This window comes from Kribbella sp. NPDC004875 (assembly GCF_042873375.1).
Taxonomy (GTDB): Bacteria; Actinomycetota; Actinomycetes; order Propionibacteriales; family Kribbellaceae; genus Kribbella.
On the sequence record NZ_JBIALI010000004.1, the window covers coordinates 235,806 to 252,163 of the forward strand.

Below are 16,358 nucleotides of genomic sequence, written 5' to 3' on the forward strand. Positions count from 1 at the left end.
CGTGCCTCGGACGCCGAAGCGACCTAGCCTGGACGGGTGCGTGCGGCGGGGCAGCGGGTACGGCTGCTGACGCGGTTCTTCGGCGTCAGCGCGCTCGCCGGTGCGCTGACGGCTGGACTGGTGATCCCGCTGGCCGGGATGGTCGGGGTCGGCAGTCAGCAGGTCGTGGACACGCTGCACCGGGTGCCGCAGGAGTTGGGCGCGCAGCCGCCGGAGGTCCGGACCAGGGTCCTGGCCGCGGACGGGAGCCTGATCGCGTATCTGTACGACGAGAATCGTGTGCCGGTCGACTTCTCGCAGATCGCGCCGAGCATGCGGCAGGCGACGATCGCGATCGAGGACTCACGGTTCTACCAGCACGGCGCGCTCGACCTGCAGGGCACGGTCCGGGCGTTGATCCGCAACCACGCCGACGGGACGATGCAGGGCGGCTCGGACATCACCCAGCAGTACGTGAAGCTGACGCTGCTGGAGAACGCCCGCACCCGGGCCGAGCAGCAGGCGGCGGTCGCGCCGACGTACCAGCGCAAGCTGACCGAGCTGCGCTACGCGATCGCGATCGAGCAGACGTACTCCAAGGACCAGATCCTCGCGAAGTACCTGAACCTGGCCAACTTCGGTGACGGCACCTACGGCGTCCAGGCGGCCGCCCAGCACTACTTCGGGGTGAACGCCGCCGACCTCACCCTCGCGCAGTCCGCGATGCTGGCCGGCATCGTGAAGAACCCGAGCGGCTACGACCCGATCACCAACCCCGAACGGGCCGTCGAGCGCCGGGACACGGTGCTGGACCGGATGCTCCAGCTCGGCGTGATCTCGGTAGCCCAGGCGAACTCCGCGCTGCGCACGCCCGTGATCGATCCGTCGCGGGTACGCCCGATTCTCAACGGCTGCGCGAACTCGGCGTACCCCTTCTACTGCGAGTACGTCGTCTCCAAGCTGCTGCGGAATCCCGCGCTCGGTGCGACCACGCAGGACCGCGACCGCTACGTGAAGACCGGCGGCCTGACGGTCTGGACCTCACTCGACCCGCGGATCCAGGCCGCCGCGCAGGCTTCGATCGACAAGCACACCAAGGTCAGCGACAACACGATCGCTGCGGTCACGGTGGTCGAGCCGGGGACCGGGCTGGTGAAGGCGATGGTGCAGAGCGCGCCGTACGGCAACGGCCGGCACGAGACGGCGTACAACTACAACGTCGAGAAGTCGTACGCCGGTGGGTACGGCGGGTTCCAGAACGGCTCGACGATGAAGGCGTTCACGATCGCGGCCGCGATCCAGCAGGGCATCCCGATCGACTACCGGATCAACGCGCCCGCGCAGATCGACCTCAGCGGCGTCCGGTACCGGACCTGCCACGGGTGGACGCGGGACATGAACTACCAGCCGAAGAACTCCACCCGCAGCGGTGACTTCACGATGGTGGACGCGGCCCGCTACTCGGTGAACACCTACTTCCTGCAGCTGTCCCGGAAGACCGGTCTGTGCGCGATCGCCAAGGTCGCGTCCCGGCTCGGGATGTACAACGCGCAGACGATGGGGCCGCTCGACCAGGTGGTGTCGATGACGCTGGGCGTCGGGTACGTGACGCCGCTGATGCTGTCGAACGCGTACGCGACCTTCGCCGCCCGCGGAATGTACTGCGAGCCGCTCCTCGTCACCGCGATCACCGATCTGGGCGGCCGGTCGGTCGACACTCCGGCCCAGTCCTGCAAGCAGGTTCTCGAGCCGTGGGTCGCCGACGGTGTCAACCGGGTCCTGAGCGCCGTCATGCGGCCCGGTGGGACCGGCGGGAACCTGAAGTTCGGCCGCTGGGACCTGGCCGGGAAGACCGGCACGATCAACCAGAACCTGGCCGTCTGGTTCTCCGGCTACACCCCGAACCTCGCCGCCGCAGCGGTCGTCGCCGACGCGACACCGCCGTACACGAACCTGATGTTCGGCCACCGGCTCGACGGTCAGGACATCGTCGACCCCACCGGCTCGGGTACGGCGGGTCCGATCTGGGAGACCACGATGCGCGGCGCCCTGCACGGCCTGCCGCTCGAACGGTTCACCGCCCCACCCGACAAGGTTCTCGGCAGCCTGTCCAGCTCTTCGACCAACGGCGCCGGCAGCACGCCGACCAACACGCCGACGAGCGGCCCGACGAACGGCCCGGGCGGTTAGTCGGCCGGGCCGTTCGTCGCGGAGTCAGAGTTTGATCTCGACGGCGGTTCCGGCAGGTACGCCGGGGTGGCGCAGCCACAGGACGCCGGTCTCGGGGTCGTGGCGAAGGTCTGTGAGTTCGGTGCCGTCGGCGATGACGGCGGCCGGCTCGGACGGGACACGGAGTGCGGTGGTGACCTGCACGCCGCTCGGGGCCTCGCAGCTGAAGCGGATGCTGGTCCCGTCGTGCTGCCAGTCGACGACGCGGCCGGCGGACGCCAGCAAAGGCTCGTCGTCGTAGGTCAGGTCGCGCAGCCAGGTCAGTTGTCCCGGTCCGAGCTCCCGCTGCCGGACGATACCGAGCTGCGGGTCCAGGAGGTCGAGGTACTTGCCCTCGACAACATGCGTGCCGCCGGCCTCCTCCAGCACCGATCCGACGAGATACGGGCCGCGTTGCACCGACAACCAGTTGGTTGACTCCCAGGTCTGCCCGCCGGCCTCGGCCAGCTCGCGGATCGCCGCGACCAGCTCGGCGGCGCGTTCCGGCGACTCACTGAACTCGGCCGGCCGGGACGGCAGGAACCTGACCCGGCCCGCACCGACGGGCTGTACGCCGTCCCGCTTGCGGTCCACGCCCAGCGCCTCGGCCAAGTGGTCGGCGCACGTTTCGTACCGACCCGTCCACCAGGAGCGGATCTCGTGGTACGGGTCGGCTCCGTCGCCGACGTACAGCAGGCTGCCGCCGCGGCTGACCCACCCGGCGAGCGCGTAATGGATGCCGGGCGCCAACGGCTTCTGGAACTCGTAGCTCAGGACGAGTACGTCGACGTCGTCCAGCGCGTCCGGCGTGTCGACGAGGTTCTCGAGTTGCACGGGACAGACCTCCTGCCCGTCGCACAGTGGCGGCAGCGCGAGACCGTAGAAGTCGGAGAAGTGCAGCTGCTCGCGGCCCTCCAGCGCCAGCGCGTCCTGGAGACCGTCGTAATGCCCGCTCTCGCCACCCGGCGCCCAGCGCTGGAACATCGCGGTGTCCGAGAGCGCGACGCCGATCCGCGGGCCTTCGTTCGCCCAGCGCACGTCGGGCTGGTCCAGGTCCCGGAGGCTGTTCATCGCGATCAGGTAGCTGGTGGCGGTGTCCTGCGGGATGAGCTGCCGTTCGGTCGACCCCTCGCGCAGGTACGGGCGGTTGAAGATTCGGTGCGGCCACGGCGCCACCTCGTACCGCGAGACGCCCGGGTGCAGCAGCGAGGCGATCAGGGTGCGCTGGTAGTTGGCCAGGTAGTCCTCCCAGGTGCGGTCCGGGTGGTCCTCGATCGGGTCGTGCAGGAACCACATCCGGCGGTCGGTGCCGCGGGTGAGGTCCTGCGCGATGCCGTACTCCAGGTACGCCGTCTCGAACGTGCGCTCGGCGACCTTCCCGGCGTACACGTTCGGCGTCCGGGACGTGCCGGTCCACACCTGCGCGATCGCGCCGTCGATCGAGGGCAGGGTCCGCAGCCGCGACTCGGGGCTGATGATCTGCCACTGCGTGTAGTTCAGGAGGCTGTGCGTGGGGACGTAGAACCGTACCTGCCGACCCTGTTGGAGGGCTTCGTCCCGCAGTACGGAGGTAACGCGGTCCAGGCTGCGCGAGAGCAGGTGCTGCTTGAGCTGGCCGGAGCGGAAGTGTGCCTCGGCGGTGCTGTGCGGGGGCTGCCACGGCTCACCGAAGAACGCCTGCCATTCGCGTTTGAACGACTCCGAGTACCCGGCGCGGGCCCAGAACTCGGGCTCCTCGAGGTGGATGCCCTCCACGCCGAGCTCGATGATCGGACGGAGCTTCTGCACGAGGTACTCGGTGAAGCCGAAGGTCGGCACCATGTACGGGATGTCCGGGCTCTTGCCGTGCAGGATCGGTGCGCCGTCGCCCGCGGTCTGCGCGTCGGCCCAGTGGCCGGATCCGTCGAACCGGCCGTCCAGGTAGTCCTGATAGGTGCCCCACGAGATGCCGGTCATCAGGTGCACCCGGTACCCCGCCTCGCGCCAGCGGGCGATGCGCTCCGGCGTGCTCGGGTTCAGCCCGTACACCATCACGAAGTCGGTGCGGAGGTCGATCGATGCGTCGTACGGCGCCTGCTCCTGGAAGCCGGTCGCCTCGCCGTGCTTGTCGGTGCTGTTCGTCATGCGCTCTTCCCGTTCGTCGACTGCCGTCAACCCTGTCGGGTCCGGCACGCCGGCGCCAGCATGACGTCAGGTTCTGGACAGCGATTTCCCGCTCACTCCACGACGGCACCCGGTGCCTTGGTGTCGGCGGGCACGACAACCTCCCGTTTGCGGGGCAGCATCAAGGCCGGGATCAGGGTGAGGACGACCAGCGCCCACGCGACCCAATAGGTGTGTGCGAACGCAGCGGCCGCGTCGACGAGACCGCGGAGCAGGGCGGCCGGGTCGATGTGCAGCGGGGCGATGCTCTCCGGGTGGGTGTTCGCCAGAATCGCCGCCTGGGTCTCGTGCAGCCCGCCGTTGAGGCCGGGGAGGTGCTCGGTGCCGGGAATGATCGGCGAGTTGTTGAGCTGGTTGGTGAGGATGACCGACATCGTCGCGACACCACAGGACGAGGCGATCTGCTGACTGATGTTGAGCAGCGTCGACCCCCGGGCGACCTGTGGCCCCCTGAGCGTCCGCAGTGCCGAGGTGAACAGCGGCATCATCGTGCCGCCCATCCCGAAGCCCATCACCACCAGCATCGTGATGATCAACGGGTACGGCGTGGTCGCGGTGAGCTGGGTCAGCCCGAACATCCCGATGATGATCAGCACGATCCCGAACGGCACGATCCGGCCCACCGGCACCTTGTCGACCAGCCGGCCGGCGATCGGCATCGTCACCATCGCACCGAGCCCCTGCGGAGCGACCAGCAGACCGGCGTGCAGCGTGGACTCGCCGCGGATCTCCTGGAAGTACGTCGGCACCAGGAGCAGGCCGCCGAAGAAGGCCGCGGCGAACAGGAACATGGTGACGATCGAGATTGTCAGGTTGCGGTTGCGGAACAGCCTGAGGTCCAGCAGTGGATGCTCCGGGCGGAACGAGTGCCAGACGAACGCCGCCATCAGCAGGACGCCGACCAGCATCGAGACCCACACCCGGGGCGCGCCGAAGTCACCGTTCTCGGCGGGCAGCGAGGAGACGCCGAACAGGAACAGCGCCAGGCCGGGGGACATCAGCGCGACACCGAGGATGTCCAGCGACTCGGACCGGTGCGGCGTGTCCTTGGCCAGTGCGAAGTAGGCGTACACCAGCGCGATCACGCCGAGCGGGACGTTGATCAGGAAGATCCAGTGCCAGCTCGCGACCTGGATCAGCCAGCCGCCCAGGATCGGGCCGAGGATCGGGCCGAGCAGCATCGGGACGCCGAGGATGGCCATCAGCCGGCCCATCCGGTGCGGCCCCGCGGCGCGGGTCATGATCGTCATCCCGAGCGGCATCAGCATGCCGCCGCCGAGCCCCTGCAGGACCCGGAAGGCGATCAGCATGTTGATCGTCGACGCGGTCGCGCAGAGCGCCGAGCCGGCGGTGAACAGGAAGATCGCCATCATGTACAGCCGCTTCGTCCCGAACCGGTCGGCTGCCCAGCCGGTCAGCGGGATCACGGTCGCGAGCGCGAGCGTGTACGCCGTGACGGTCCAGGCGACATGCGCGTACGAGACCGGGTTCTCCGGGGTGCCGAACTCGATCTGGAAGGTCGGCAGCGCGACGTTGACCACCGTGATGTCCAGGATCGACATCACGGCGCCCAGCACGACGACGCCGGCGATCTTCAGGACCGCGGCGTCGATGTTGTCCGGGTAGTCGGGCTGGTCGGAATGAGTAGCGGGCTGGGTCACGGTCGTTCCCCCCTCGGGCACGATTCACGTCTGACCCGAGACTACTCGCGGATTCCGGCAAAAGGCGGCGTCAATTCTGGAGGAGATCGGCCGCTTCGAGTTGCTGCCAGATCTCCGACTGGTCGACGACCGTGACGCCGAGCTTCTCCGCCTTCGTGAGTTTCGCGGCACCGACGTCCGCACCGGTGATCAACAGGTCGGTGCTCGCCGAGACCGACGACGCGATGGTGGCCCCGGCCTTCTCACACAGGCGTTGGAAGGCCGGGCGGGCGACCTTCTCGCCCGAGCGTGGGTCGCTGATGGCGCCGGTGACGACGACCGTCTTGCCGGCCAGTGGCGCGCCGGCCGCGACCACCGGCGGGAGGTCCTCCTCGCGGACGTCGAGCGAGACGCCTGCCGAGCGGAGTCGTTCGAGTTCGGGGCGTAGCCGGGTGAGGTGCTCGATCAGTGAGGCCGCGACCTTCGGGCCGATGTCCTCCACCGCGACGAGCCCGTCGACGCCCGCGTCCACGACCGCTTCCAGGGACCCGAAACCGGCCCGGCACAGCCTGGCCGCGGTGCCTTCGGAAGCCATCGGGACGGCCAGTCCGATCAGCGCGCGCCGCAGTCCGACCTGGCGGCTGGCGTCGATCGACTCGATCATCCGGGCCGCCGAGATCTCGCCGATCCGGTCGAACTCGAGCAGCCGTTCGGCCGTCAACCGGTAGAAGTCCGAGGGGTTCTCGAGGATCCCCGCCTCGGCGAGGCGCTCGATCCAGACCCCGCCGATCGCATCGATATCGGCGGCCGCGCGCGACGCCCAGTGGATCAGCCGACGGACCGTCTGCGCCGGGCAGGAGACGTTCGTGCAGAACAGTTCGCGGCTGTTGCCCTGCTCGGTCAGCGGCTGCCGGCAGGACGGGCACACGCTCGGCGGCACGATGTCCTGTTCCGCGCCGGTGCGCTTGGAGGCGTCGAGTACGCCGGCCACGAACGGGATCACGTCGCCCGCGCGGCGGACCAGGACCGTGTCCCCGATCTTGATGTCGCGGGCCCGGATCACCTCCTGGTTGGCGAGCGTCGCGCGGGTGACCGTCGTACCGCCGACGAAGACCGGCTCCAGCCAGGCGACGGGTGCGATCTTGCCGGTCTTGCCGACGTCCCAGACCACGTCGGCCAGCACCGTGGTCTTCTCCTCGGCGGCGAACTTGAACGCCAGCGCGCCGCGGGGCGAGCTCGACCGGGTGCCGGCGGCCGCGAACGCGTCCCGATCGGCCAGCCGCAGGACGGCACCGTCCAGGTCGTAGTCGAGCTCGTTGCGCTGCTGCTCGATCGAGGTGATCACCGCCTGCGCCGCGGCGGCGTCGGAGCAGTGCCGCATGTCGGCGGCCGTGAAGCCCATCTCCTGCAGCGCGCGCTCGAGGTCGGCGTCGGTGGCGTCCCGGTCGCTCAGCAGGTCGAACGCCAGGAACTGCAGGCGTCGCTCGGCGACCGTCGCCGGGTCCTTGGCGCGCAGCGTGCCCGCGGCGGCGTTCCGCGGGTTGATCAGCGGCTTGTCGGGATGCGCGGCGTTGTACGCGGCGAACGTGGAGCGCAACATCACCGCCTCACCGCGGACCTCGATCCGATCCGGTACGCCGAGGCGCTCCGGGACCCCGTCGGCGAGGGCCCGGACGAGCGGCGTCACGTCGTCACCCGTCGTACCGTCACCTCGGGTGACCGCGCGGGCGAGCTGCCCGTTCTCGTAGACGAGCGCCAGCGACAGGCCGTCCAGCTTCGGCATCACCACGACCGACTGGCCCGGGAAGCGGCCGAAGAACGCCTCGACCTGCTCCGGGCGCGTCGCCTTCTCCAGCGACAGCATCGGCCGCGAGTGCCGCACCGGCGCGTGCAGCACCGCCGGCGCTCCGACCTGGTCCAGCGGGTTCGGGTCCGGCGCCAGCTCCGGGTTGGCCTCGATCAGCGCCCGCAGTTCGTCCTCGACCGCGTCGTACTCCGCGTCGGCCACCACCGGCGAGCCGCGGTAGTACGCGTCCCGCAGTACGACGATCCGATCGGCAAGGTCCTGAATCCGCTCCCCAACGTCCACGGTTCCGGACCCTACCGGTCGGCGCCGACAACGGTGCTCCGGACACGGGCGGTTGCCTCGGGCGACCAGATGTGCATCAATTGTGCATAAGTTTGAATCCGGAACGTCCAGCACCTTGGAGGCTGGCAGATGGCACCGGAACAACAATTCCCGGCGGCGGTTCGGTGGGCCGACGACCGGCTCGGGATCGGGAAGCTCGGGCGGAAGAACCTCCGCAAGGTGTTTCCCGACCACTGGTCGTTCATGCTCGGCGAGATCGCGCTCTACAGCTTCGTCGTGCTGATTCTCAGCGGCGTCTTCCTGACCCTGTGGTTCAAGCCGTCGATGGCCGAGGTCGAGTACCAGGGGCCGTACAGCCTGCTCAAGGGCCTGCACATGTCGGAGGCCTACGCCTCGGCGCTGCACCTGTCCTTCGACATCCGTGGCGGCCTGCTGATGCGGCAGGTCCACCACTGGGCCGCCGTGCTCTTCGTCGCGGCGATGAGCGTGCACCTGCTGCGGATCTTCTTCACCGGCGCGTTCCGCAAGCCGCGGGAGCTGAACTGGCTGATCGGCATCGTGATGCTGTTCCTCGGCGTGGTCGAGGGCTTCATCGGCTACGGCCTCCCGGACGACCTGCTGTCGGGTACCGGCCTGCGGATCACCCAGGGCCTCGTCCTGGCCGCCCCGGTCGTCGGCAGCTACCTGGCGTTCTTCATCTTCGGCGGCGAGTTTCCCGGCAACGACTTCGTGCCGCGGTTCTTCACGATCCACGTGCTGCTGATCCCCGGCATCCTGCTGGCTTTGATCACCGTGCACCTGTTCCTGGTCGTGTACCACAAGCACACGCAGTACCGCGGGCCTGGCCGGACCGAGCGGAACGTGGTCGGTTTCCCGCTGTTCCCGGTCTACGCCGCGAAGGCGGGTGGCTTCTTCTTCGTCGTGTCCGGTGTGACCGCGCTGCTGGGTGCGCTCTTCCAGATCAATCCGGTCTGGCTCTACGGGCCGTACAACCCCGCGGAGGTGACGGCGGGGTCGCAGCCCGACTGGTACATGGGGTGGCTGGACGGCGCCGTACGGCTGATGCCCGGCATCGAGTCGCACGTCGCCGGGATCACCATCAGCTGGAACATCTTCCTGCCGGCCCTGCTGGTGCCGCCGCTGTTCATCGGCTTCGTCGCCCTGTATCCGTTCCTCGAGGCCTGGGTCACCGGTGACCGGCGTGAGCACCACCTGCTCGACCGGCCGCGCGACGTCCCGACCAGGACCGGCATCGGGGTCGCGATGATCACCTTCTACGGAGTGCTGTGGCTGAACAGCGGTAACGACCTGATCGCCACGCACTTCCATTCCTCGATCAACACCATCACCTGGGTCTGCCGCGTGCTGATCGTCTGCGGCCCGGTGATCGCCTTCTGGATCACCCGGCGGTGGGCGATCGCGCTCCAGCGGGCCGACCGCGAGCGACTGCTCCACGGCCGGGAGACCGGCATCATCGTGCGCTCGCCGGAGGGAAAGTACACCGAGAGACACGAGCCGATCTCGACGTACGACGCCTACGCGCTGACCGCCCGTGACCGGGACACCGTCCTCGAGGTGGCGCCCGCGACCGACGCGAACGGCGTCGCTCGGCCGCACCGGCGGCGGGACCGGATCCGCGCCGCCCTGAGCCGGTTCTACTTCGCCGACGCGGTGCAGAAGCCCACGATCGCCGAACTCGCGGATGCTCGCGCCGGCCGGTCCGGTCGCCACGCTGCCGAGGACCCGGAGCAGCCCGACGCCCTGACGAAGTCAGGGAAGCGCGGTGTCGGCGGACGGGTTTCGTGACATCGTAGTGAAATGGCAAGACGCTCGGGGACCACGCAGTACACCGCCACAGGGGAGGTGGTGTGGCCGGTGGGGCGCGTCGCGGAGATGCTCGGCGTTCCCACCGTGACGATTCGAAGCTGGGAGCGGCGGTACGGTATCGGCCCCTCGCTGCGCAGCGCCGGTCAGCATCGGCGCTACTCCGCCGAGGACGTGGCGCGGCTGCGGCAGATGATCGCGCTGATCGCCGGCGGTACGTCGCCGGTCGACGCCGCCCGCCTCAGCGCGCCGACCGGACCGGCCGTGTCCGAGCCCAGCGCATTGCTCTCGTCCGCGGAGACGTACCACGTGGCCGCGATGGCCGACATGCTCGACCGCTCGATCGAGAGCCGCGGTATCCAGCGCGTCTGGACCGAGGTGGTGGTGCCCGCGTTCCACGAACTCGAGCAGCGGTTCGCGGACGCCGGCGACTGCATCGACCTGACCGTCCTGCTGGCCGGAGTCGTCGACGAGGCGATCGAGCGCTACATCGTGCGCCGCGGCCTGCAGCACCACGGGACGCCGTGCCTGCTGGTGCCGTGCCCGGACGAGCGCCATACCCTGCCGCTGTCGGTCCTGCGCGCCGTCCTGCTCGAACGGGGGATCCCGGTGATCGCCCTCGCCGCGGGTGGCAACGACGCGGCGATCGTGGCCGCGGCCGATCGGGCCGCGCCGGCCGTGGTGGTGCTGTGGACGACCATTCGGCGCAGCGGCCAGAGCGTGCTGCGGCGACGCGTCGAGGGGCACGGACACCAGGTGCTGACAGCCGGTCCCGGATGGTTGCGGCCCGACCGCGACCTCGACGATCTCGACGCGGCCGTCGCCCAGGTCATCGACGTCTACCGCACGTCAGCCCGGCAGCGAACCCCGGACCACACTGTCGTGTGAGTGTTCGGGATTGCCGTCGTCGGGTTCCAGCGAGATGTCGACGATCCGGTAGCCCTGTCCGGTGAGGCCGGCCGGGACCTGGAAGGTTCCGCCAGTGCCGGGATCCAGGACGCCCAGCGAGACCATCCGTTTGCCGTCCTCGTTGATCAGCCAGACCTCGTAGAAACCCGGTGTCTTGCTGAGACCGGTGGTGGTGACCCGGAGCTGGCTGCCGGCGGTGCCCCGCACCAGGTCGGCATTGCCCGCGCCGGACTTGCCGGCGAGTGGTTCCAGCCTGACCACCGCTTCGGTCGTCGGTGGTGAGTCGTCGGAGGTCGCCAGCAGGGTGCCGGCGACTCCCGCACCGGCGCCGAGGATCGCCGCCACGCTCGCGGCGATCGCAAACGCCGTACGGGTCGGTCGCTTTCCACGCCGCCCGTCTGTCGGAGGCACAGCGGTCACCGGTTGTACAGCGTTCCGGAACCCGAGCTCGGCCTCGACGCGATCCCAGACGTGACTCGGCGGGTTCTCCAGCCGGGGCAGGTTGCCGAGGTCGCTCGCGACCGCCCGCAGCTCGGCCAGGCGTTCGCTGCACGGAGTACACCGACGGAGGTGATCGGTGGCGGCGTCATCAGGGATGTCGCCGTCGATGACCCACTGGGCCAGCAGTTCCTCATCGAGATGTGTCGTCACTCTTCACCTCCTCCAAGCGGTCCCGCAGATGCAGCAGGCCGCGCCGGACATGACTCTTCACGGTTCCGAGCGGCAGCGCGAGTTGCTCCGCGATCGCCGGGTATGTCTGGTCTTCGTAGAACGCGAGCCGGAGGATCGTTCTGCGGGGATCCTCGAGTTTCGCGAGCTCGTCGGCGAGGAGCACCCGGTCGACGGTGTGCTGGTCGAGCTGGTCGGGTGCCGCGGCGGTGTCCAGCAGGTCGGCGGCAGCCGCCGCGTTGCGGTGGTCGCGGTGCCGGATGGCGAGCCGGTCGGCGATCCGGTGCTTGGTGATGCCTGTCAGCCACGCGCCGAGCTGACCGTGATCGGGGTCGAAGCTGTGCCGCCCGCGCCAGGCGGACACGAAGACCTGCTGCGTGACGTCTTCCGCGTCGTCGCGGTCCCCGAGCGCCCGGTGGGCGAGCGTGAAGACCAGGCCGGCCCAGCGCCGGTAGGCATCGGCGAGGCTCTCCTCGCGGCCGGCCGCCAGGCCCTTGGCGATCTCCGCGGGGGACGGTTCCCCGGCCCCGTTGCTGCTCACGCTCGGAACTCTAGCGAAGCCCCACGGTCCGACGGTGGCCGACAGGTCCCGGGTCATGCGGGAACTGCCACGACGACGAGGTTGTCCTGATAACCCCCGCGGCCGCGGTCGTACGGGCCGCCGCAGGTGATGATCCGGAGCAGCCGCGGCCCTTCACGATCGAAGACCTGGTCGAACGCCATGCCGGCCTTGGGGATGTCCTGGACACTCTGGACCCGGTACGTCGTCGACGTACCGTCGGTGAGACCAACGACGACCGACGCGCCTGTCTGGAGACCGCGGAGCCGGACGAGCGGCCCGACACCGTACTGCAAGCTGTCGACGTGACCGCCCAGGACCACCGAACCGCGGGCGGCGGTGGTGCCGGGACCGAACTCGTACCAACCGATCGTCGCCGGATTCGGTGGGAGGGCCATTTGTCCGTCCGGGGCGACTCCCACCGGCACGACCGGTACGTCGATCCCCACCGACGCGAGACGCAGGCGCAGCGGTCGCGCCGTAGTCGGAGCGACCGACGGGACGGCGGGGTGGGTGCGAATACCGCCGTACGCCGCTCCAGGGCGTGGAGCGGGCGGAGCGGTCGACGCTGCCGGGGGAGAAGCTGCCGGACGAGGAGTGGCAGCGACCGGCGCGGACTGCTCCGCCCGCCCGCTTCGGTCGCCTGCCACGCCGTCCGATGCGGCGCAGCCGGCGAGGCCGAGGACGGGGAGTGCGGCCATCACGAGGACGGCCGCACCGCGAGGCCGGATCACGACCGGGCACGCCCCCGAATCGCCGCCGTACCCAGGCCGACGACCGCCAGACCGGCCACGGCCAGGGCGCCGATCAGCCACAGCGAGGCGGATGAGTCGCCGACCTCGGCGGCCTGACCACCGGTACCGCCCGGGACGCCGGAGGGGTGCCCGTGCAGGCCCGAGATCGTCTGGACGGCGAGCTTCAGGTTCTTGCCGGACGCGCTGCCCCAGGCATAAACGATCGTGTTCGTACCCTCCTCGAGATTCACGTCCGCCGGGCCGATCGCGACCGTCGACGTCCCGGCGAGCACGACATCGGCCTTGACTGTGCCGGCCGGCAGGTCGGCCTTCGCCTCGTTCGGGTTGGTCAGCCCCTTGAACACCGGCTTGCCGCCCGCACGGACATCGACCGCGGGCGCCGCCGCGTCGTGCCGGACCGTGATCCTGGCCTGGCCGGCCGCGAGCTTGGAGACATCGTTGACGTACGGCGTCAGGACCGGCTTGCCCGCCGCCGACAGATGCGCCACGACCGTGATGTTGGCGCCGCCGGGCACCTTGACGTCGTTCGCCTGGATGACCGCCGCACCCTTCGGACCGGCTCCGGCCGCGGTCACTTTGAGGTCGTAGGTGCCTTCGGGGAGTTCGACCGGGTCGGTCAGGGTACCTGGCTTGAAGTTGGTGAGCAGCGCCTTGCCGTTGGCGTACACGTCGACGGTCGGACCAGGCACGGCGTGCAGCACGGAGACGGTCGCGGTGGCTGCCGGCCTGGCCTCGGCCCCGGTGGCCGCCATCGCAGGGGCGATGGCGGCCAAGAGGCCGGTGGCGAGCAGGGCAGTGACTCGTCGGACTCGTCGGACTGGTCGCACGGACATGGAAGCCCTCCTAGGGATCGGGGTTCTTCTCTGCTCTTCCGACGGAGTTTGCGGGGCGGATGCAGCGACAACGAGAAAAGTTGTGCAAAAGTGGTGCATACGGGAGCTAGGAAGGGATCGTCGTCGTGGGCCTGACCAAGAGCAGTGTGCTGAACTTTCCGCAGGACGAGGTCTACGCCTGGCACAGCCGGCCGGGAGCCATCGTGCGGCTGACCCCGCCGTGGATGCCGGTGCGGATCGAGCAGGAGGCCGACGACCTGTCGGACGGTGTCGCCGTGCTCGGTTTCCCACTCGGGCTGCGCTGGGTCGCGCGCCACAGTGGCGCCGAGTCTCCCGACCGCTTCGTCGACGAACTCGACTCGGCCCCGCTGCGGTGGGCGGTGCGCTGGCGCCATACCCACGAGTTCGAGGCGCTCGGCCCGGACCGGACCCGCATCACCGACCGGATCGACAGCAACGTGCCGGGTCTGATGCTGAAGTCCATGCTTGCCTACCGGCACCGGCAGTTGGCCGACGACCTGTCCGCGCTGCATCGCGCCGCCGACGGTGGAATGCGTCCGCTCACCGTTGCCGTCACCGGAAGCAACGGGACCATCGGCCAGGCCCTGACCGCCTTGCTCAGTACGGCGGGACACACCGTCATCCGTCTCGTCCGGCGCCCGACCGACCAGCCGGACGAGCGTTTCTGGGACACCGAGATCCCGGCCCCGACCCTGCTGCAAGGCGTCGACGCCGTCGTCCACTTGGCCGGTGCCTCGATCGCCGGCCGCTTCACCGCTGCGCATCGGCACGCGATCAGAGCGTCGAGGATCGGGCCGACGCTCTCCCTGGCCCAAGCCGCCGCCACGACCGAGAACGGTCCCAAGGTCTTCGTCAGCGCGTCAGCCATCGGGTACTACGGCCCCGACCGCGGCGACGAGGAACTGACCGAGGCCAGCGATCGTGGTGAGGGATTCCTCGCAGACGTGGTCGCGGAGTGGGAGCAGGCCGCGCAGCCCGCGATCGACGGCGGTCTGCGCGTGGTGAACGTGCGGACCGGCCTGGTGCAGACGCCGGCCGGTGGCGTCCTGAAGCTGCAGTACCCGCTCTTCGAAACCGGCCTCGGTGGACCGCTCGGCGACGGCAGCCAGTGGCAGTCGTGGATCGGCATCGACGACCTCGTCGACATCTACCACCGCGCGATCTACGACGACGCGCTGTCGGGCCCGGTGAACGCGGTCGCGCCCACCGCGGTCCGGAACAGCGAGTACGCCGCGACGCTCGCGCGCGTGCTCCGGCGACCCGCGCTGTTCCGCGTCCCTTCGATCGGCCCGCGGATCCTCCTCGGCCAGGAAGGTGCCGAGGAATTGGCCCTGGCCTCCCAGCGGGTGCTGCCGAGCCGCCTGACCGAGGTCAAACACACCTTCCGCCGTCCGGAGCTCGAGGACACGCTCCGCCACGTCCTCGGCCGGACAGCCGAGTCCACTCAGTGACGCGTCAGGTCCTGCGCGATCGCGGTCGCCACGCGCCTGCCTGAGAACAGCGCGCCCTGGATCGAGCTGGTGTCGCGATGGTCCCCGCAGACGTAGCGGCCGGGGGCGACCTTGGCGGGCGTGGTGAGGAGATGGTTCGCGGTCATCCGCGGGAGTGCTCGCGGGATGCGGTACTCCTTGAGGAGTTCCCAGTCCGACGTCGATGTCTGGTACAGCCGGCTGAGCAGCGTCCGCGCCACGTCGGTGTTGAAGGTGGTGTTCGGGACCGAGGCGGCGATCAACGCGCGGCCTGGTGGTGCGTAGGTACCCGCGACCTCGCTCATCACCACGGTGTTCATCAGGGAGCCGTCGGCGCCGTCGAGGAGCAGGGTCGGCCGGTGGAGCGGTGCGTCCGGCGCCGCGAAGTACCAGGTGGTGACGCCGCGCCAGTCGGGGGCGCTGACGCTCGGCAGCAGTCCGGAGGCGTCCGTCCCGTCCGTCGCGACCAGGACGGCTCGGGCTTTGAGCGGGCTGGCGGAACCGGTCGTCCGGACCGCGCCGGATTCGATCGACTCGACGGTGGTGGAGAGTCGGAGCGCGTCGTCGGCCAGCAGGTCCGCGAGGGCGTGCGGCAACGCGCGCATGCCGTTGGCCGGCACCGCCGCACCGCCTCGGACGAAGCATCGCCAGAGCAGGTGGAACATCTTGGAACTGGTCGTCAGATCGGGATCGAGGAACACCCCGGCGAGGAACGGCTGGAAGATCTCCTCGGTCGTTCGCTGCGAGACGTGCCACCGGCTGAGCTCTAGTCCGGTCTCCCTGGGCGTCGCGCCACGCAGCCGGGCGGCGTCGACGACCGCGTCGCGCACGCTGAAGGCACCGACCGCGAGCGCGTCGAGCGGTCGTTTGCCGGCGAACCGCGCCAGCGAGGCGACGGTGGCCTTGTCCCGGTACGCCGTACTGAGGTCCCAGCGCTCGTCGCGGCCTTGAACGAGGACGCCGCGACTGAAGGCCCTGAGGTCGAGAGCCGCCGGATCGAGCAGCCGCTGGAGCTCGGGGTAGGCAGGGAGCAGGACCTGGAAGCCACGGTCGAGGAGGAAGCCGTCGACCTCATCGGTGCGAACTCGTCCGCCGACCTCGTCGGCCTGCTCCAGCAGCAGGACCTGGAGTCCGGCGGTCTGCAGCGTGATCGCGGCCGCGAGTCCGGCCAGACCGGCCCCGACAACGATGACGTCCGCGTCGTCCATGTGCTACCTCCGGTCGGTCCTGACGAAATTGG

The 16,358-nt window shown here is 69.8% G+C and carries 12 protein-coding genes; 4 read left to right on the plus strand and 8 right to left on the minus strand.

Annotated features, from left to right (window positions below):
- Positions 1-36 precede the first annotated feature (36 nt).
- Complete coding sequence (locus ACFYRH_RS23430; RefSeq protein ID WP_387778943.1) at positions 37-2,169, plus strand: transglycosylase domain-containing protein; 2,133 nt, start codon at positions 37-39, stop codon at positions 2,167-2,169.
- Positions 2,170-2,193: 24 nt separating this feature from the next.
- Here ACFYRH_RS23430 and ACFYRH_RS23435 read toward each other — a convergent pair whose 3' ends face one another.
- From ACFYRH_RS23435 to ligA, 3 genes are all read right to left on the minus strand, one after another.
- Entirely contained in the window at positions 2,194-4,311 is a 2,118-nt protein-coding gene (locus ACFYRH_RS23435) for a hypothetical protein (RefSeq protein ID WP_387778946.1), read from the minus strand.
- A gap of 92 nt (positions 4,312-4,403) precedes the next feature.
- Complete coding sequence (locus ACFYRH_RS23440; protein ID WP_387778949.1) at positions 4,404-6,011, minus strand: DHA2 family efflux MFS transporter permease subunit; 1,608 nt, start codon at positions 6,009-6,011, stop codon at positions 4,404-4,406.
- 70 nt (positions 6,012-6,081) lie between these two features.
- Positions 6,082-8,079, minus strand: a complete 1,998-nt coding sequence (gene ligA / locus ACFYRH_RS23445) for an NAD-dependent DNA ligase LigA (protein ID WP_387778952.1) — start codon at positions 8,077-8,079, stop codon at positions 6,082-6,084.
- A 129-nt stretch (positions 8,080-8,208) separates the two neighbouring features.
- Between ligA and ACFYRH_RS23450 the strand changes: the two genes are divergently transcribed.
- Both ACFYRH_RS23450 and ACFYRH_RS23455 read left to right on the plus strand, forming a co-directional pair.
- Entirely contained in the window at positions 8,209-9,885 is a 1,677-nt protein-coding gene (locus ACFYRH_RS23450; RefSeq protein ID WP_387778955.1) for a cytochrome bc complex cytochrome b subunit, read from the plus strand.
- Positions 9,886-9,897: 12 nt separating this feature from the next.
- Positions 9,898-10,791 (plus strand): MerR family transcriptional regulator, encoded by an 894-nt coding sequence (locus tag ACFYRH_RS23455; protein WP_387778958.1) that lies wholly within the window; start codon positions 9,898-9,900, stop codon positions 10,789-10,791.
- Here ACFYRH_RS23455 and ACFYRH_RS23460 read toward each other — a convergent pair.
- From ACFYRH_RS23460 to ACFYRH_RS23475, 4 genes are read right to left on the minus strand one after another with little or no spacing between them, the layout of a single operon-like run.
- A complete protein-coding gene (locus tag ACFYRH_RS23460) occupies positions 10,753-11,463 on the minus strand; it encodes an anti-sigma factor domain-containing protein (protein WP_387778961.1) in 711 nt (236 codons plus the stop codon). The genes ACFYRH_RS23455 and ACFYRH_RS23460 overlap by 39 nt on opposite strands.
- On the minus strand, positions 11,444-12,022 hold the full coding sequence (locus ACFYRH_RS23465; protein WP_387778964.1) for an RNA polymerase sigma factor: 579 nt from the start codon (positions 12,020-12,022) through the stop codon (positions 11,444-11,446). Before ACFYRH_RS23465 ends, ACFYRH_RS23460 begins: the two co-directional genes overlap by 20 nt.
- A 53-nt stretch (positions 12,023-12,075) precedes the next feature.
- A complete protein-coding gene (locus ACFYRH_RS23470) occupies positions 12,076-12,774 on the minus strand; it encodes a class F sortase (RefSeq protein ID WP_387778967.1) in 699 nt (232 codons plus the stop codon).
- The gene (locus ACFYRH_RS23475) at positions 12,771-13,628 is read right to left on the minus strand and encodes a DUF4397 domain-containing protein (protein WP_387778970.1); all 858 of its coding nucleotides are present in this window, start codon (positions 13,626-13,628) and stop codon (positions 12,771-12,773) included. The genes ACFYRH_RS23470 and ACFYRH_RS23475 overlap by 4 nt, the downstream gene beginning before the upstream one ends.
- Positions 13,629-13,753: 125 nt before the next feature.
- Between ACFYRH_RS23475 and ACFYRH_RS23480 the strand changes: the two genes are divergently transcribed.
- A complete protein-coding gene (locus tag ACFYRH_RS23480) occupies positions 13,754-15,100 on the plus strand; it encodes a TIGR01777 family oxidoreductase (protein ID WP_387778973.1) in 1,347 nt (448 codons plus the stop codon).
- On the opposite strand, the gene ACFYRH_RS23485 is transcribed toward ACFYRH_RS23480, so the two are convergent.
- Positions 15,094-16,326 carry an NAD(P)/FAD-dependent oxidoreductase gene (locus ACFYRH_RS23485; protein ID WP_387778976.1) on the minus strand — a complete coding sequence of 411 codons (1,233 nt, stop codon included), beginning with the start codon at positions 16,324-16,326 and terminating at the stop codon, positions 15,094-15,096. The genes ACFYRH_RS23480 and ACFYRH_RS23485 overlap by 7 nt on opposite strands.
- Positions 16,327-16,358: the final 32 nt, after the last annotated feature.